Genomic DNA, 16776 nt, shown 5'->3' on the forward strand with positions numbered 1-16776 from the left:
AAGCTATCACTCCTTCGCCGTAGACGCGCGCGCGAAAAGTTCGGCCACCGTGACCCGGTAGTGGAACCGGGACGTCGCCCCGATGACCATGGTCAGCCACATGTCCTCGTTGATCCGATAGACCGCCCGATCCGCCTCCACTCCTGGATGTTTCGGCTGATGCCGCATCGCCAGCTCGTACGCGATGGACCTGGCCTCCTCCCGACCCCCGTCGACCTCGTAGATGTCCGAGATCCGCCATTCCTTGCGGTCGAACCGCCCGACGTTCTCCTCAACGAGAACCCGCCACTCACTCATGCGGCGATCATGCCGGGTCCGCTCCGGCAAGGCGAAGGCACGCCCCCTCGGGGGCGTACCTTCTGCGATGGGTGTCAGCCGCCCAGACCGAACTGCTTGAGCATCTGCGGCGTGACCTGCTTGGTCTGGTCGGCCGGTGGCGGCTGGACCGAGACCGGCTTGTCAAACTCGGTTACCGTCGAGGTCAGCGTGAACTGCGGCTTCTCGCCTTCCTCGTTGCGGTAGCGGGACTTGCGTACCATGCCGTGCTCGTCGACCCAGATGTCGGACCGGAGTTCGTGGACGCCCGTGGCGCCTGGGCTCTCCATCGGGCTGGCGGACGCGACGCCGAAGGCGGCCTTGGCCAGGTCCACGTTGTAGTTGGCGGTGTAGTGGGTGACGGTCTTGCCGTCCACCTCGGAGGTGCCGACCATCTTGACGTCCTCGTACGCGTGGACGAGCTTCTCGATGGTGGCCGGGTTGGTGACCGTGGCGGTGTCGAACATCTTGCGGATGGCCTGCCCGTGCGGGCCCTTGAGGTCGGCGAGGGCGACCTTCCACCAGGGTGGGCCCTGGGCGCCCTGGGCGAGACCGTCGGGATTGACGTACGCGGTGCCGCCGCTCACGATCAGTTCGGGTTTGGCGGAGCTCGCTTTGCCGTTCAAGGTGAGGTCGGTCGCCTTGGCCTCAAGGACGACGGACGGCTTGGCCTGGTACTGGTACGTGCCGTTCGCCGTGGTGTCGCCCGAGGTGAAGGTGAACTTGCCGATGTTGCTGGTTGCCTGCGCCGACTTGGTCAGCGCCTGCCGCAGTGCGGTCGTCGGGTCGGCCTCGGTCGCCGTCGGGCTGCTGGTCGGGCTCTCCGACCCCTCCGGCGGCGTCGTCTCCTCCGACGGCATTTCGCTAGGCGGACTTTCGGTCATGCCCGGTGACGGTGGCGCGGGGTTCGCCCACGCTGTGGTCCCACCGATGCCGCTGGCCAGCACGCTCAAGGTGCCGATCGCGGCTAGTCGAAGACGAGCCTGTCCCATGTATCCCCCTGGTCCGGCGAAATTGACCTGCCAAAGGACGTTATGTACCGATTTCGGATGAAATATCCCTAAATGCGGATTTCAGAGGGTTCGCAGGCGATTACTTTGCGTCAAAGCTGGAGTTGCCGACCGAGTAACGGCCACGTGTTGACCATGGACCACCGCCCGCGTCCCGTCCTTCTCGGAGATCGTCGACGCGAGTTCGGCTCAGAGGGTCTCGGTCACGGGGCGGCGGCCGCCGAGGCGGGCGGGAACAGCGGTGAGCGCCGCCACCACGAGCACGGTTGCCAGCACCACGGCGAGCAGCTGCCAGAGCGACGGAAGCGTGGCCCTGTCGCTGTCGCCGCCGGTGATCGCGTTGATGGCGGCGAACAGTGCGAAGCCTCCCGGAAAGACGCCCACGACAGCGCCGACGAGCGCGGGCAGCACCTGCGCGGCCGCCAGTGCCGTACTCACATCACGCGGGGTTGCGCCGAGGGCGCGCGCCAGCGCCGACGAATGCCGGTTGTCGAGCACCGTCGCCCAGGTGATGACGATGGCGTTGACCGCCGCCAGGGAGAGCAGTATGACGATCCAGACGAGGAGTACCTGGCGCAGCACCTCCACCTGAGCATCGGCGTATCCGCCGGCGAGTGGTTGGGTGGTGAGGAAGGCGTTGAGTACCAGGACGACGAAGATCCCACTGACCGTGATCGCGATACTGACCACCCCCAGCACGACCCGGCGCGGCCGGCGGGCGGCAACCCGCAAGGCGAGAAGCAGCGGGACGGGCAGTCGCGCCGAGATCGCGATCAGCCAACCGATGCGGCGGGGTGGGCGTGGCGAGTCGGCCAGCGCGTTGACGGTGCTGGAGCGGGCGGCGCGCACGGCCGGAACAACGGTCGCGACTACCGCGACTCCGAGTGCCACGGCGGTCACCAGACCGACCGTGGACATGGTCATCGACGGCGTGCCCGCGCTACCGATGAGGCCGGCACTGGACTCGGCGAGCAACGGAGCGGCCAGCGATCCGACCGCCAACCCGGCCGCGGCCGCGACGATGGCCACGAGGACATACTCCGCGAGCAGCACGGCGGCGACCAGGCTCGGCGTGCCGCCGACTGCTTTGAGGAGTCCGACGCGTCTGGTCTGATCGGCCATCCGGCCGCCGACCAGTACAGAAAGACCGGCCACGGCGAGCAGGCCAAGCAGCCAGGCTCCGATCAGCAGCAGGATCTGGGAGTCTCTGGCCAGCTCGGTGGCGTCTTCGAGGATGTTCTCCCAGGGCTGCATAGGCGTAGCGCCGCCATGTTCGCCGTGGTTCGCCACGAACGCCTGGGCCTCAGCCGGATCGGCCAGCTTCAGGTTCATCACGTAGGACAGGGAGTCGGTGGTGAGGCTCCGCACATCCGCCTGGGTGAGCCAGACCAGTCCGGGATTGTGCAACAACCCCGGAGGCACTTCGTCGGTAATGGCACCGTTTACGCAACCAATGGCGACAATGCAGGACGCGCCCGGATAGGGCGGCATGGCGGCGGTGACCGCAACGCCGACGACCTCGAACGACCGGCTGTCCAGAGTGACCGGATCACCCACGCGCACATGGAGCGCATTGGCGAAGGCGGCCTCGACCACCACGCCGCCATCGCGGACCCAGCTGCCCTGGATCAGCTCGGGCTGGTCGACCGACGCGGGCGCGGCGTCGCGCCCCACGACCTGCACATCTGACGTTCGACCGGATGCCTGAAGTTTCGCCGGGGCGACCGGGTACGGCCCGCTGTGGTCGATGACGCCGGCAGCGCCGGCCAACTCCTCCAGGCCGGAAAGCTTCGCAGGCTGGTAGACGCCGGCGACCACGTCAGGTCCGTGGGTCGCCGCCCGGGTGCTCTGGTACGGGTCGCTGGCCGCGTCGCGCAGGACGAGCGCGAGCGTCAACGTCGTGGTGGCCGCCATGATGGCGAGCAGCAGCAGCGCGGCCTCGATGCGGCGCCGCCGGAGGTCGCGTACGGCGAGGCGGCCCACGAGCAGGATGCGGCCCAACACCCTCAGTCCTCCAGTCCGATGAGGGCGCCGAGCTGCCCGGTGGTGCCACCGGTCAACCTGGTCTCGTCTATCAACGCGCCGTCGCGCATCGAGATCATCCGGTCTGCGGTGGCCGCGATCCGCGCGTCGTGGGTGACGACGACCAGCGTCTGACCGGACTCGTGCAGGCCCTCGAAGAGCTGGAGGACGTCCATGGTGGCGGCGCTGTCCAGATTTCCGGTCGGTTCGTCGGCGAAAACGACCAGCGGTTCGTTGCTCAACGCCCGGGCGACCGCGACCCGCTGCCGCTGACCGCCGGACAGCGCGGAGGGCAGGAAACGCGCCCGGTCGGCGAGCCCGACCTGCTCCAGCAGATCCTCCGCGCGCCGTCTGGCGGCCCGCGGCGAGCGTCCGGCCAGGAGTGCCGACAGCTCGACGTTCTCCACGGCGGTGAGCTCCTCCATCAGGTGAAAGGACTGGAAGACGAAGCCGACGGCAGTTCGCCGCAGCCGGGCCAGGGCCTTCTCGCCGATGTCGTCGATGCGATGGCCGTTCAGCGACACCTCTCCACCCGAGGGCCGGTCCAGCCCTCCGAGCAGGTGGAGCAGCGTGGACTTCCCGCAGCCGCTGGGCCCCATCACCGCCACCGTCTCGCCGGCGCCGATGTCGAGATCGACCCCGTCGACGGCGCGCACCAATCCTTCCCCCTTGCCGTACTCCTTTCGCAACCCGCGGGCGCGAAGCACGGGCATGTCGGCGGCGTTGCTCACGATCCGCTCCTTCGGTGGGTCCAGTTCTTCTCGCATGCCTCGAGCCAGCGCAGGTCCGCCTGCAGCCGGAGCACGATGCCCTCCAGCAACAGCGCCGCGTCTGAGCGCTTCGGCTCGGCCATGGCGGCGCGCTGGGCGTCACGCAGCCGGCGCAGCAGCTCGCGGCGCTGGGTGTCGACGATGGTGAGCGGGTCGGCCAGCCCGGCCCACGCGGCCGCGATCAGCTTGAGATGGAACTCCGCGAGGTCGGGTCTTGGCCAGCCCACCTCGGCGATCCACTCGGCGACTCGCTGCTGGCCGTCGGGGGTGAGCGCGTACACCTTGCGATCCGACCGGTCGGCGTCATCGGCAGACTTCTCGACCGCCAACAGGCCGGCCTTTTCCAGCCGGGCCAGCGTGACGTAGACCTGCCCAGCGTTCATCGCGTCACCGAGAGGGCCGAGCGCGTCGCGCAGCCGCGCACGCAGCTGGTAGCCGTGCGATGGCTCTTTGGCCAGCATCGCCAGCACCACTTCCTGCTGCATTGGACCCCCTATAACCGTTAGCCCCTATGTCTAACGGTTATCCCCGCCGCTGGCAAGCCCGCGCCGTACCAGTTGCAGGGACCGCTGCGGCTGGCGAAGCCGGCGCGGCCCGGCTGACAGAGCCCGGGTCGTCGGCAGGTTCCCTTGTATTCCTCTTGGCCGGTGACCTCAACGTGCGGACGGTAGGACCTCTACGCGCAGCCGCGGCTGCTAGTCCTCGTCGAGGCAGAGGCAGAAGGGGTGGCCGGCCGGGTCGAGGAGCACTCGGACGTTTTCCTGCGGCTGGGCCGCGGCCAGCGTGGCTCCCAGGGCGATCGCGTCGGCGACAGCGGAATCGAGGTCGCCGACCTGGAAGTCGAAGTGCATCATCGGACGCTGCTCGCCGTCGACGGGCGGCCAGACGGGGGGCCGGTAATCGGCGGCCTGCTGGAACACCAGGTAGATGGATCCCTGCGGGGCGGCGATAATCGACGTTCCCGGTTCCTCGTGGCCGATGGGCCAACCAAGCAACTCGGAGTAGAACCGCGCCAAGGCACCGGGATCGGGCGCTTCAATAGCGGTGCCCCACCACATACCGGCCGTTCGAGATCGCATGCGCGTATCCTGTCGCGGCGGCTCAACCACGTCTACCAGGCACTGCCCCGGCCGGATAGCTCACATCGGCCCAGATCAGCCACTGTTAGGCGCGTCGGGGGTTTGTCCGGCGGGTGGCGGTGGCGCCGATCGGGTTCTCCGGCCAGGGGTGGCGCGGGTACCTTCCTCGGAGTTCGGCGCGGACGGCCTGGTATCCCTCCCGCCAGAAGGACGCGAGATCGGACGTCACCGCGGCGGGCCGCCCCGCGGGCGACAGGAGATGCACGGTGAGGGGCACTCCCGCGATCCGTGGGGCGTCGTCCCAGCCGAACAGCTCCTGCACCTTGACCGCCAGCACCGGCCGTTCCCCGGAGTAGTCGATTCTGATCTTCGATCCGCTCGGCACCTCGACCCGCTCAGGCGCGACATCCTCGATCCGCGCCGACCAGGGCACCAGCCGCCGCAACGCGGCCAGCACGTCGATCCGCGCCAGATCACTCCGCCGCCGGACCCGGGACAGCTCCGGCTCCAGCCACTGTTCGGCCGCATCCACCAGAGCCGTATCGTCCACCGGCGGCCACGGCTCCCCGACGATCCGGTGGCAGAACGCCAGACGTTCCCGGAACGCACGCGCGTCCGAAGTCCACCGCAGCAACGCCACCCCTTCCTGGCGCAGCCCGTCCAGCACAGCCGGACGTACATCGGCATCCACCAGCGGCACCGACGACAGCTCGATCGCCCCCAGCCGCCGGACCCTCCTGGCGAGGATCTCACCCCGCCGCCAGCCGATCTCTTCCGCTTCCTCCAGCAGCGCCGCCGCCGCGATCCGCGCGATCCCCTCGTCGATGACCACCCCCTGCCGAACCCGCGCCACCGAACTCCCCACCCCCCGATCGGCCACCGCCACAGCCAGCCACTCGGCCTCACTCAACCCCGCCCCCGCCACAGCCCCCGTCCCAGAAGCCATAACAAAGCCCCCTTCACCACGCCGCCGCGCCACCCTCTCCGGATACGCCAAAGCCACCACCAGCCCAGCAACCTGGTCATCTTGTCCAACGCGCTGTCCTGGAGGCGGGGAGCCGAGGGCCTGGGTGAGACGGCGGGTCTCCTGGCGCCAGCGGTCGGAGAGGCTGTCGTTTCCCCGCCGGACCGAGCGCAGGACGGCGACGAAGTCGTCGGATGCCGAACTGGGGAGCCGGTCGGCGAGCAGGGCGACAATTTCGGCGGCCCGACGGACTCCGACCTGGTTCGCGCCGTCGATGAGTGCGCGGGCGAGCCGGGGATGTACTCCAATGTCGGCCATTTTCCGGCCCCGCTCAGTGACTCGGCCGCCGTGCACAGCGCCAAGAGCGATCAGCGTGTCCCGCGCGGCGATCATTGCCCCACTGGGAGGCGGATCGAGCAACGCCAGCCCGCCCGCGTCGGGATCTCCCCAGCAGGCCGCCTGAAGCGCGAAATCGGTGAGATCCTCAAGCGCGATCTCCGGCTGCGCATACTCGGGCAGCCGTTCATGCTCCCCCGCCGACCAGCACCGATAGGCGAACCCGTCCCTCTCGCGCCCAGCCCGCCCAGCCCGCTGCGCGGCCGACGCCTTCGAGGCCCGTACGGTCACCAGCGACCCCAGCCCTCGCGCGTGATCCATCCGAGGCTCCCGAGCGAGCCCCGAATCCACCACGACACTCACCCCAGGAATGGTCAGGCTGGATTCCGCCACCGACGTCGCCAGAATCACCCTCCGCCCCACACCACGACTCAAAGCCGCATCTTGGACGGCACCAGACGCCTGCCCGTGAACCTCCAGAACCTGGACGTCAGGCAACATCCGCGCCACCCTGCCCAGCTCCGACACCCCCGGCAGAAAGCAGAGCACGTCCCCTTCGTGCCGGGCCAGCGCCAGCCGTACGACATCGGAGACATGAGCGAGAAAGGCCGGATCGACACGCAGCCCGTGCGGCGGCGCGACCGGCTGGACCGGAGGAGCCCAGACGATCTCAACCGCATGCGTGGCACCCTCGGTATGAATGACCGGCGCGCCCCCGAGCAGCCGAGCCCAACGCGTCGCGTCGGTAGTAGCGGACGTCGCCAAAAGGCGCAGATCCGGACGAAGAGCCTCCCGAATATCGATCAGGAACGCGAGCGCGGTATCGGCGTCGAGATGGCGTTCGTGGCATTCGTCCATGACGACCACATCGATCCCGTCAAGTTCAGGCTCACGCTGCAACCGCCGAAGCAGCACCCCGGTCGTCACCACCTCCACCCGCGTACGCGGACCGACCTGCCGCTCCCCCCGAATCGTGAACCCGACCCGCTCCCCGACCTTCTCCCCAAGCAGCCACGCCATCCGCCGAGCCGCCGCCCGCACAGCGATCCGCCGCGGCTCCGCAACGACCACCCGCCCACCCGAAGAGAACAACCCAGGCACCAACCCCGCAAGCGCAAGCGGCACCAGAGTCGTCTTCCCGGTCCCCGGCGGCGCAGTGAGCACGGCGGTTCCAGCCGACCCAAGCGCACCCACCACATCGGGCACCACATGCCGGACAGGAAGCTCGGACCACTCGGGGCGCATCCGCCCATTGTTATCAGGCAGCGCCCATCTCCTTCGACCGGGTGAGCAACGAACGAGTCCTATTGTCAGGCAGTGCACAGGGCGAGCAGGAGGTCCACAACGGAGGAGGCCCCTTCGCGCTGGCGAGGAAGGGCGTGAAGCAGTTCCCTTCCCACGCGGCGCGCATTCCGGGCAGGAGGTCCCCTTTGGGCGGGAGGAGGAGCTTGTGACAGCCCCGTCTCATGCGGCGCGCATTCCGAGCAGGAGATCCCCTTCGGGCGGGTGAGGAGGGTTTGTAGCAGCCCTTTCTCGTGTGGCGCGCATGCCGAGCAGGGGCTCCGCGTTGGAGAAGATCTCCTTCGGGCGGGTGAGGAAGGGCCTGAGCGGCTCGGCCGCTTCGTTGGCCCGACCCAGGCAGGAAATGCCCGCTAAATGGTCCTTTTCTCAGGCGGCGCGCAGGCCGAGGAGGAGTTCCGCGTTGGAGGAGGTCTCCTTCAGGCGGGTGAGGAAGGGCTCGAAGGAGTCCTGGCCGTGGAGGGCCTTGCGGAGTTTCCAGACGAGGGAGAGCTCGGTGGGGTCGAGCAGGAGTTCCTCGCGGCGGGTGCCGGACGCGGTGACGTCGACGGCGGGGAAGATGCGGCGGTCGGCCAGGCTTCGGGTGAGTTTGAGCTCCATGTTGCCGGTGCTCTTGAACTCCTCGAAGAGGTTGTCGTCCATTTTGGAGCCGGTTTCGACCAGCGCGGTGGCCAGGATCGTGAGCGAGCCGCCCTCGCGCAGGTTGCGGGCCGCGCCGAGCAGCCGCTTGGGCGGGTGAATGGCCCGCACGTCGATCCCGCCGGTGAGCACCTTTCCGCCGCCGGGCTGAGTGATGTTGTACGCACGACCCAGCCGCGTGATCGAATCGACCAGCATGACCACATCGTGGCCCAGCTCGACGAGCCGCTTGGCCCGCTCCACGGCGAGTTCGGTGACGGTGATGTGGTCGGTGGCGGGACGGTCGAAGGTGGAGGCGATGACCTCGGCCTGGACCGATTCGCGCATGTCGGTGACCTCTTCTGGCCGCTCGTCGACGAGCACGACCATCAGATGGCAGTCCGGGTGGTTGGCGGTGATCGCGTTGGCGACCGCCTGGAGCAGCAGCGTCTTGCCGGCTTTGGGAGGGGCCACGATGAGGCCACGCTGGCCCTTGCCGATGGGCGCCACCAGGTCGAGGACCCGGGTGGACAGCACGCCCTTGGTGGTCTCCAGGCGGAGCCGTTCGGTGGGATGGATAGGAGTGAGGTCGGCGAACGCGGGACGGTTGCGCGGCGGCCCGGTGGCGATCGAGATCAGCCGGCCGCCCTGGGCGGTGCCGGTGATCACGTCCCCGGTTCTGAGCCCGACGAGCAGGTCTTTCGGGACCGTGACGTCGCCGGGACCGCGCAGGTAGCCTTCGGTTTTCAGGGTGGAGCCGTCCAGAATCCCGCTGACCTCGCGGAGCACCGCGGGTTTGACCGCGTTGTTCCGGGAACGCGTCCTGGGCTCACCCACATGAGTTTGGGTAAGAGTCATAATTTGTCCTTGCGGATATGGGGAAGTTGGCATGACCGCAGGCATCGCGAAATGAAGTCAAAGCTGTGCGGTCACAAACTCGGCCAGATCGGCCGGTCGCACGTGCCCGAGAGTCGGGCCAGAAACATGCGAGCTACGTCGACGATAACACGCCACTCGGCGAGATGTATTCCCCAAAACGCGGCCACCAACCCCCATTCGCCCACCATTCTCGGACCGCTGACGGCTCCAGCAGCACTGCTCGCCCAGGTCACGGCACGTGAAGGCGCACCCGAACGCCAACTCACGCAACGGTGAATCGCCCGGCACCTGGGGTCGGTCGTTCCCCGGAGCGTCCCATGATTCGCCCGGAGGGCGTGAGATGGTTCCCGGAACCCTCACGAGCGGAATGGTGAATCGCTGGCGCGCTCGGAGGGCGTCCGATCATTCCCCACACCGTCACGGAGGGAACCGTGCGAGCCGGGAGGGCGCAAGATCATTCCCGGCACCCTCACAGACGCAACCGCGACCCGCTGGCGCGCCTTGAGCGTGAGATCGTTCCCGGGATCGCACAGACGGACGGCTAATCAGGGCGCGTGAGATCGTTCCCGGGGCCTCGTGTGGATCGTTAGCGTGACTGGAGGGCGTCTAGGGCTACGGCCATGGCGATGACCAGGCGGCGGTCGAGGCGTGGGTCGTTGATGTCGATGGCGTAGGTGTCGCGTAGGCCCCAGCGGCGTTCCACGGAGAAGGCGATGGACGCGCCCACGCTGAAGTCGAAGTGGTAGGGCAGCCACGACAGTGAGTCGGTGAAGCGTCGCAGGATGGCCACCAGTGGGTTGCGTTCCTGGCCGGTCAGGGTGGGCAGGCCGGGCTGCTGGAGATGCCAGGTGGAACGGAGCAACGACTTGCCGAAGTCCTTCCGGAACAGTCCAATGGGAACTCCGGACGCGTCCACCACGTCGTAGCCGCTGGCCAGGTCGATGACCTTGCGCGCCTTGAAGGCGGCAAGCGCCTCACCTCGCGATTCATCCGTATAAAGGGTGACCTGTTCCTTCAGCGTCAGACGTTTCTGCTCGGCGAAGGCCACGACCGGACCGTCGGAGCCGTCGGGCTCGGCGATGTGGACGACGTAACGGTTGATCATCATGGTGATCTTCTGGCGCAGGATCAGCCGCGTCTGCGTCTGGAGGGTCGCCGTGTCCACTTGAACCTCCGTAAATGGTCTCTTTGCCACCCTATTACGGAGTCAGCGGAGGGGAAGATCCCCGGTGAGAAACCGCTGGATGGAAGGTGCCACACAGGCCACGATCTCCTCCAGTGTGAGGGCGGTCATGATTTCGATCTGGATGACGTAACGGGCGAAGACGATGCCCATGAGCTGGGAGGCGGCCAGGAGCGCGCGCTGCTGGGGATGATCGGACCCGAGGTGCTTGCCCAGCGGCCCGGCCAGTTCATGGATCATGAAGTCTTTCAGGATCCCGGCCGCCGCAGGGGAGGTGGCCGCGGACACGACCACCGCCTTGATCCGTGGACCGATCTCAGGATCCTCCCAAAGCGTGAAATAGCGGGCGGTGAGCCGTTCCCCGAGCGTCTCCAGGTCGCCGTCGAAGGACTCGACCAACTGCCGGATCGGCATGCCCCCGTTCCTGATCGACTCGCCGAACAAGCCGTCCTTGTTCCCGAAGAAGTGCATGACCAGGGCGGGATCCACCCCGGCCGCGCGGGCCACGCCCCGGATCGTCGTCCCGCCGTAACCGTGCTCGATGAAGGACGTCATCGCGGCCTCCAGGATGGCCTCCCGCGTCTGGGTGTTCCCTGGCCGCCGGCCGCTCTTGGTCTCGGTCTCCATACCCCCTATTCAACCATGTTGAATTCGTCTATGGTGAACTCAACGCTGTTGAAGTCATCACTAGGAGAATTCGATGAGGAAGCTGCTCCCGGCCGTCGTGCTGGTGACGCTCATCGGGCTCGCGTTCGCCGCTTCGTTCGTGGGCGCGCTGCACCAGCCCGAACCCCATGGCGTGCCCGTGGGCGTGGTCGCGCCCGCGCAAATGGCCGCCCAGATCGACGCCGGGCTGGCCGCCAAGAAGCCCGGCGCGTTCGAGATCACGAGTTACGCCGACGAGGCCGGCGCGCGGACCGCGCTCGGCGACCGCGAGGTCGAGGCCGTGCTCCTCCCGCAGCAGGCCAAACTGATCGTCGCCAGCGCCGGCGGGCGGACCGCGTCCACGGTGATCACCCAGGTGTTCACCGGCGTCGCCCAGGCCCAGGGCCAGCAGCTCACGGTCGAGGACGCCCACCCGCTGCCCCCCGGCGACTCCGGCGGCGTCTCCGGGATGTTCTACGTGCTCGCCCTGGTCATCCCCGGCATCGCCATCGCCGTCCTGGCCGGTCACGCCGGAGCCAGCTCCGGCCAGAAGCTCGCTGTCATCGCGCTCGCCTCGGTCACGGTCGCGCTGGCCAACGCCTGGCTGGCCGACGTGGTCTTCGGCGCGCTCCCCGGGGCGTACCTCGGGCTGGCCGCCGTCTCCGCCGCCGTCACCTTCACCCTCGGCCTGGTGGTCGCGGGCCTGGTCCGGGTGCTGGGCACCCCGGGCGTCGGGCTGGCCGCCCTGCTGTTCGTCGTGGTCGGCATCCCCGCCAGCGGCGGCCCGCTCGGCGCCCGATTCATCCCCGAGTGGTACGCAGCGATCGGCCAGACCCTCCCGATCGGCCAGGGCACGGTGGCCATCCGCAACACCGTCTTCTTCGACGGCGCGGCCCTCACCGTCCCGCTCACCGTTCTGGCCGCCTGGGCCCTGGTCGGCCTGCTCCTGCTGCTCATCCCCGTACGGCACCGCGCCGCGGCCCACGCCGCCACCGCCCAGCCCGTCCCCGTGGCGTGATTTACGTCACCCAATATCCGGAAATGTCGGGCCGGGCAACTGTTGAACTTCTGGCATAGCCCGGCCTTCTGCCCAGGATCACCCTGGGAAGACCAGCGAAAGCATGGCCAATCTCACAGGTGTCCTCAGCGTCATCTCAGCAGAGTCATGCGAGATTCAAGGAGTGCAGATGTCCACCGGGTGGAGATGGGTCGCCGCTCTCGCTATAGGCGGCGGTGCGTATCTCGTCCTGCGGGACGAGTTGCCCCAGCCTGGAGAGATCTGGGCCACGATCACCAATGTCAACCCCGCCTGGCTCGCCGTGGCCGTCGCCGCCGAGGCGGTCTCCATGGCGACCTTCGCCCGGCTCTTCCGCAGACTCCTGGGCCTGGGCGGAACCAAGATCAGCCTGGGTCGCGCGCTGGCCGTCACCTACGCGCGTAACGCCTTCTCGAACTCGCTGCCCGCGGGGCCGGTCCTGTCCATCGCGTACACCACGCGAGAGTTCAGCCGGCTGGGCGCGGGCAGGCCGCTCATCGCGGCCACGCTGGTGCTCGCCGCGTTCTATTCGGGGGTGACCTTCGGGGTGCTGAGCCTGGTCGCGCTGCTCGGCTCGCCCGCGACCCGGATCCCGACGTTGATCGCCGCCGTCGCCGTGGTGGCGCTGGCCGCCATGGTGATGCGAACCCGCCCGTTCGTCGGCGTGGTACGGCGGCGCATGCCGAAGCTGTCGGCGCAGCTGGACGCGGCTCGGGCCGCCATTCGCCCGGCCTCCCGGGATCGGGCCATCCTGGCCGGGCTCGCGCTGCTGAACTGGCTGCTCGATGTGGCCTGCCTGGTGGCGGTCTGCGTCGCGGTGGGTGTCGACATCGGCCCGCACACGATGTTGCTGGGCTACGTCGCCGCCAAGGGCGCGCAGGCGCTGGCGTTGATTCCGGGCGGGCTCGGCGTCGTCGAGATCGGGATGGCCGCCACGTTCTTCGCGGCCGGAGCGAGTGGTGGCGCGGCGGGGGCGGTCGTGGCGTTGTACCGGCTCATCTCGTACTGGGCGATTCTGATCGCGGGCTGGCTGGCGTGGGCCTTCCTGCACGACGAGGTGCGGGCCGCGGCCAAGGTGGTGGGCAGGTTCCTGATGCGCGCGGGCGCGAGCATGAGCCCGTTCGCGCTCCCGCCGACCGAGCGCGGCGCGCACCCCTAGGGGTTTTGTCAGGGTCCCCGGTGGAACGGGGGTTGGCGGCGGTTCGTTGGACCGAGTGACTGACAACCCCAGACGGAGGAAACCACGATGCACCGGTCCAGACACCACAAGATGATCGCTGGCGTCTGCGGCGGGATCGCCGAACGCTACGGCATGTCGCCCAACACGGTCCGGCTCCTGTTCCTGCTCTCCTGCATCCTGCCCGGGCCGCAGTTCATCATCTACCTGATCATGTGGGTCTTCATACCCAAGGCCCCGGCGTATCCTCGATAACATGCAGAACCGGTCGCTGACCCTTATCCAGGATGACCTGGTCGACTACGAGAAGGCCATGGAGCGCATGGCCGACCTGGTCCAAGAACGCCAGGACGACACGCGGCCGGATACCTTGTGGCTGCTCAGCCACCCCAAGGTCTACACGGTCGGGCGGCGCACGCTGACCGAGCACCTGCCCGACCCGTCGCACGGCATCCCGGTCGTTCCCACCGGCCGGGGCGGCCAGCTCACCTACCACGGCCCCGGCCAGCTGGTCGGCTACCTGATCGTCAAGCTCGGCCCGAACGAGGGTGTGGTCGACTACATCCGCGAGGTGGAGCTCCGGCTGGTGGCCGCGCTGGGCGTGCTCGGCGTTCCGGCCGAGCGCCGGGACACCCCGCCGGGCTCGGAACTGCTCACCGGCGTCTGGACCGCCGGGCGCAAGATCGTCTCCATCGGCATGCGGGCCAGCAAGGCGGTCACCAGCCACGGCTTCGCCATCAACGTCAACGGCGACCTCACCCCGTGGGACCTCGCCGTCGCCTGCGGCATGCCGGAGGTGGACATGACCTCGATCGCCCGCGAACTCGGCGCCGCTGACTTCGACACCGTCCGCGCCACGGTCGCCAAGGAGTTCCAGGCCTCATAACGCCGGTACGGCTCCCGCCAGGCGGAAGCCGTACCAGAGAAGAAGAAGGTCAGGCGTCGATCGAGTCGACCGTGCGGCGTGGCCCGGTGAACCAGTGCCGCGCGGACAGCGCCCACCACAGGCCGACCCCGAGCACCATGGCGCCCACCACGATCGGCGCGTAGTTCACGGCGGTCCAGGTGAACGACTCATCCGCTTCGGTGGCCGGATTGTCGGAATTGAACGGCACGCCCGCGGGAGCGAGCGGCATGATGAAGTAGATCGACACGATCGCGATCTCGATGATCGCGATCCAGCCCATCACCTTGTACTTGGCGCCCAGCGTCCACGGGCCGGGCTGGAAGGCGTCGCCCATGCGCAGCCGCAGCCAGATCGGGATGGCGAAGGCGATGTAGAGGCCGATCACCGCCACCGAGACCACCGCGTAGAAGGCCAGCGGCGTGCCGGTCGGGGCCTTGTACAGGGCGGGCAGGGTGAGGATGAGCGCGGCCACGCAGCCGAAGATGATGGCGTTGACGGGGGTCCTGTTCCGGTCCACCTTGGACCAGAGCCGCCAGCCGGGGATCGCGCCGTCCCGCGAGAACGCGTACGTCATTCGCGACATCGAGGTCACGCAGCTCATGCCGCAGAAGAACTGCCCGATCGTGGAGATCGCGAAGATCGCGTTCGCCAGGTTGCCGGGCACGGCCGTGTCGAAGATCGCGCCCACGAAGCCGAACTGGGCGTTGATCTCGTCCACGTTGGTGGCCGCGAACAGGAAGGCCAGCAGCAGGATCCAGCCGCCGATCGCGGAGTAGAAGATCGACTGCCAGAGGCCGCGGGCCGCTGCGGTGGCCGCGCCCTGGGTCTCCTCTGATACGTGCGCGCACGCGTCGAAACCGGTGATCGTGTACTGGGTGAGCAGGAACCCGAGCGGCAGCACGTAGATCCAGAAGCTGCCGCTGCTGAAGCCCGAGTTATTGATCGTCTCGGTGAACACGAACGACATCGACTGGTGCGAGTCCGGACCGAAGATGAGGATCAGGACCACCACCGCGGCACCGAACACATGCCACCACACCGACACGTTCTGCAAGATCGAGATGAGCCGGTGGCTGTAGATGTTGATCAGAGCGTGCAGCACCAGCACGACGGCGAACAGGATGAAGGTGTTGACCAGCGACACCTCAAGACCGAAGAACCGGTCGAGAGTGATGTTCAGGAACGTGGCGCAGCCGTAGTCCACCGACGCGGTCACCGCGATCAAGCCGATCAGGTTGAACCAGCCGGTGAACCAGCCGTGGATCGGCTTGCCCATCTTGGCGGCCCACCAGTAGATGCCGCCCGCCGTCGGATAGGCCGACACCAGCTCCGACATGCACAGACCGATGATCAGGATGAAGACGGAGATGATCGGCCAGCCCCAGGAGATGGCGATGGGGCCGCCGTTGTTCCAGGCCTGGCCGAACGTGGTGAAACACCCGGCGAGGATCGAGATGATGGAGAAGGAGATCGCGAAGTTGGAGAACCCACTCCAGGTCCGCGACAGTTCTTGTTTGTAACCGAGTTCGGCGAGTCGTTTGGCGTCGTCGTCGAGGGCTTGCGCCATGTAGGCCTCCTCATGCCTTGGGGGGTTACCGGCGCACGGCGTCGATCAGACGTCCGAAGCCGGGGTCTTTGAGATCGCGTACGGCTTGCGCGAACTTGTCGGCGGCCTCGGCGTTGTAGTCGAAGTCGCGGTGCTGCGGAGTCAGCCCGTGGTGCACGACGAACCAGAGTGTCCAGGTCAGGTTGGACATGATCAGATTCAGCCGGACTCGTGCGGCCGGGGCGGCGTCGTCGAAGTACGCCAGGGTGAGGCGCTCGACGTCGTCGGGGTCGAAATCGGCCTCGGCGGCCAGGTCGCCGAGCTCGAAGCAGGGGTCGTTGTTGCCGGACAGCTGGTAGTCGACGATTCGCACCACGCCGCCGGCCTTGATGAAGTTCTCCGGCAGCAGGTCGTTGTGGCAGGGGACGGTTCTCATCGGCCGGACCGCGAGGGCCTGCTCGATCTCGGCGACGGCCGGGGTCCAGTCCTCGTATCCGTCGGGGAGCTTCAGGCTGTTGGCCTTGCAGAGGGCCACAAAATCTGCGTGCTTCCGGAAAATCGAGAAATCATTGCCGAACCGGGGGCCCGCGTGCAGGGCCCGGCAGGCTTTCGCGATCTTGCCGATCTCATCCCGTACGGCCGGCGCGTCGAGGGTCACGCCGTCGATGTACTCCAGGATGAGCGCGCCCGGCAGTTCGTGCAGCACCTGCGCGCCGACGCCTGTGGACGCGGCGAGCACGGTGTTGGCGATCTCCTGCTCCAGCGGGATGCCCAGGCCTGTCGCGGCGATCCGGGGATCGAGCACCCGGAGCAGCCAGCGGTCGCCGTCCTCGGTCTCCACCCGGGCGATGTGGTGGCTGAGCCCACCCTTGATCGTCGTATGGCTGACCGGGCGCCCGGCCCAGGCCGCGACCATCTCCAGCGCGTCCTTGACGGCATCTGGCATGCCCGGCTCCTTTTGGTCTACCTTCAGACCATTGATCCGATTGT

General features: G+C 68.0%; 16 protein-coding genes. 4 read left to right on the plus strand and 12 right to left on the minus strand.

Annotated features, from left to right (window positions below):
• Nucleotides 1-6: 6 nt before the first annotated feature.
• The 10 genes from Amac_RS38075 to Amac_RS38120 form a co-directional block, all read right to left on the minus strand.
• Nucleotides 7-297 carry a hypothetical protein gene (locus Amac_RS38075; protein WP_155347450.1) on the minus strand — a complete coding sequence of 97 codons (291 nt, stop codon included), beginning with the start codon at nt 295-297 and terminating at the stop codon, nt 7-9.
• A 74-nt stretch (nt 298-371) separates the two neighbouring features.
• Nucleotides 372-1199, minus strand: coding sequence for an SCO4651 family lipoprotein (locus Amac_RS38080; protein ID WP_155359278.1), 828 nt, complete (start codon nt 1197-1199; stop codon nt 372-374).
• 315 nt (nt 1200-1514) lie between these two features.
• Nucleotides 1515-3329: an FtsX-like permease family protein gene (locus Amac_RS38085; RefSeq protein ID WP_246268982.1), complete on the minus strand. Its 1815-nt coding sequence runs from the start codon at nt 3327-3329 to the stop codon at nt 1515-1517.
• Nucleotides 3330-3331: 2 nt separating this feature from the next.
• A complete protein-coding gene (locus Amac_RS38090) occupies nt 3332-4060 on the minus strand; it encodes an ABC transporter ATP-binding protein (RefSeq protein ID WP_218041536.1) in 729 nt (242 codons plus the stop codon).
• 14 nt (nt 4061-4074) lie between these two features.
• Complete coding sequence (locus Amac_RS38095) at nt 4075-4602, minus strand: PadR family transcriptional regulator (protein WP_155359280.1); 528 nt, start codon at nt 4600-4602, stop codon at nt 4075-4077.
• A 210-nt stretch (nt 4603-4812) separates the two neighbouring features.
• The gene (locus Amac_RS38100) at nt 4813-5196 is read right to left on the minus strand and encodes a VOC family protein (RefSeq protein ID WP_170322861.1); all 384 of its coding nucleotides are present in this window, start codon (nt 5194-5196) and stop codon (nt 4813-4815) included.
• A gap of 85 nt (nt 5197-5281) precedes the next feature.
• Nucleotides 5282-7741, minus strand: coding sequence for an ATP-dependent helicase HrpB (gene hrpB / locus Amac_RS38105; protein ID WP_155359281.1), 2460 nt, complete (start codon nt 7739-7741; stop codon nt 5282-5284).
• Between the two features lie 423 nt (nt 7742-8164).
• Complete coding sequence (gene rho / locus Amac_RS38110) at nt 8165-9271, minus strand: transcription termination factor Rho (RefSeq protein ID WP_373869918.1); 1107 nt, start codon at nt 9269-9271, stop codon at nt 8165-8167.
• 607 nt (nt 9272-9878) lie between these two features.
• Nucleotides 9879-10457 (minus strand): LURP-one-related family protein, encoded by a 579-nt coding sequence (locus Amac_RS38115; protein ID WP_174900276.1) that lies wholly within the window; start codon nt 10455-10457, stop codon nt 9879-9881.
• A gap of 42 nt (nt 10458-10499) precedes the next feature.
• Nucleotides 10500-11102: a TetR/AcrR family transcriptional regulator gene (locus tag Amac_RS38120; RefSeq protein ID WP_155359283.1), complete on the minus strand. Its 603-nt coding sequence runs from the start codon at nt 11100-11102 to the stop codon at nt 10500-10502.
• A gap of 73 nt (nt 11103-11175) precedes the next feature.
• Between Amac_RS38120 and Amac_RS38125 the strand changes: the two genes are divergently transcribed.
• The 4 genes from Amac_RS38125 to lipB all read left to right on the plus strand — a co-directional run bounded on the left by Amac_RS38125 (nt 11176) and on the right by lipB (nt 14219).
• Nucleotides 11176-12138 (plus strand): hypothetical protein, encoded by a 963-nt coding sequence (locus Amac_RS38125; RefSeq protein WP_155359284.1) that lies wholly within the window; start codon nt 11176-11178, stop codon nt 12136-12138.
• 169 nt (nt 12139-12307) lie between these two features.
• Nucleotides 12308-13315, plus strand: a complete 1008-nt coding sequence (locus Amac_RS38130) for a lysylphosphatidylglycerol synthase transmembrane domain-containing protein (RefSeq protein WP_170322862.1) — start codon at nt 12308-12310, stop codon at nt 13313-13315.
• Nucleotides 13316-13402: 87 nt separating this feature from the next.
• Nucleotides 13403-13588: a PspC domain-containing protein gene (locus tag Amac_RS38135; RefSeq protein ID WP_155359286.1), complete on the plus strand. Its 186-nt coding sequence runs from the start codon at nt 13403-13405 to the stop codon at nt 13586-13588.
• 1 nt (nt 13589) lies between these two features.
• On the plus strand, nt 13590-14219 hold the full coding sequence (gene lipB, locus Amac_RS38140) for a lipoyl(octanoyl) transferase LipB (RefSeq protein WP_155359287.1): 630 nt from the start codon (nt 13590-13592) through the stop codon (nt 14217-14219).
• 49 nt (nt 14220-14268) lie between these two features.
• On the opposite strand, the gene Amac_RS38145 is transcribed toward lipB, so the two are convergent.
• Both Amac_RS38145 and Amac_RS38150 read right to left on the minus strand, forming a co-directional pair.
• Entirely contained in the window at nt 14269-15807 is a 1539-nt protein-coding gene (locus Amac_RS38145; protein WP_155359288.1) for an amino acid permease, read from the minus strand.
• Nucleotides 15808-15832: 25 nt separating this feature from the next.
• Nucleotides 15833-16732: a choline/ethanolamine kinase family protein gene (locus tag Amac_RS38150; protein ID WP_170322863.1), complete on the minus strand. Its 900-nt coding sequence runs from the start codon at nt 16730-16732 to the stop codon at nt 15833-15835.
• Nucleotides 16733-16776: the final 44 nt, after the last annotated feature.

The organism is Acrocarpospora macrocephala, assembly GCF_009687865.1.
Classification (GTDB): domain Bacteria; phylum Actinomycetota; class Actinomycetes; order Streptosporangiales; family Streptosporangiaceae; genus Acrocarpospora; species Acrocarpospora macrocephala.

What these genes read in the sequence shown, in the direction of transcription:
- rho (WP_373869918.1), bottom strand. Translation starts at nt 9,271, where the DNA reads ATGACTCTTACCCAAACTCATGTGGGTGAGCCCAGGACGCGTTCCCGG.
- Amac_RS38130 (WP_170322862.1), top strand. Translation starts at nt 12,308, where the DNA reads ATGTCCACCGGGTGGAGATGGGTCGCCGCTCTCGCTATAGGCGGCGGT.
- Amac_RS38120 (WP_155359283.1), bottom strand. Translation starts at nt 11,102, where the DNA reads ATGGAGACCGAGACCAAGAGCGGCCGGCGGCCAGGGAACACCCAGACG.
- Amac_RS38145 (WP_155359288.1), bottom strand. Translation starts at nt 15,807, where the DNA reads ATGGCGCAAGCCCTCGACGACGACGCCAAACGACTCGCCGAACTCGGT.
- lipB (WP_155359287.1), top strand. Translation starts at nt 13,590, where the DNA reads ATGCAGAACCGGTCGCTGACCCTTATCCAGGATGACCTGGTCGACTAC.
- Amac_RS38100 (WP_170322861.1), bottom strand. Translation starts at nt 5,196, where the DNA reads ATGCGATCTCGAACGGCCGGTATGTGGTGGGGCACCGCTATTGAAGCG.
- Amac_RS38150 (WP_170322863.1), bottom strand. Translation starts at nt 16,732, where the DNA reads ATGCCAGATGCCGTCAAGGACGCGCTGGAGATGGTCGCGGCCTGGGCC.
- hrpB (WP_155359281.1), bottom strand. Translation starts at nt 7,741, where the DNA reads ATGCGCCCCGAGTGGTCCGAGCTTCCTGTCCGGCATGTGGTGCCCGAT.
- Amac_RS38135 (WP_155359286.1), top strand. Translation starts at nt 13,403, where the DNA reads ATGCACCGGTCCAGACACCACAAGATGATCGCTGGCGTCTGCGGCGGG.
- Amac_RS38075 (WP_155347450.1), bottom strand. Translation starts at nt 297, where the DNA reads ATGAGTGAGTGGCGGGTTCTCGTTGAGGAGAACGTCGGGCGGTTCGAC.
- Amac_RS38125 (WP_155359284.1), top strand. Translation starts at nt 11,176, where the DNA reads ATGAGGAAGCTGCTCCCGGCCGTCGTGCTGGTGACGCTCATCGGGCTC.
- Amac_RS38095 (WP_155359280.1), bottom strand. Translation starts at nt 4,602, where the DNA reads ATGCAGCAGGAAGTGGTGCTGGCGATGCTGGCCAAAGAGCCATCGCAC.
- Amac_RS38090 (WP_218041536.1), bottom strand. Translation starts at nt 4,060, where the DNA reads ATGCCCGTGCTTCGCGCCCGCGGGTTGCGAAAGGAGTACGGCAAGGGG.
- Amac_RS38080 (WP_155359278.1), bottom strand. Translation starts at nt 1,199, where the DNA reads ATGACCGAAAGTCCGCCTAGCGAAATGCCGTCGGAGGAGACGACGCCG.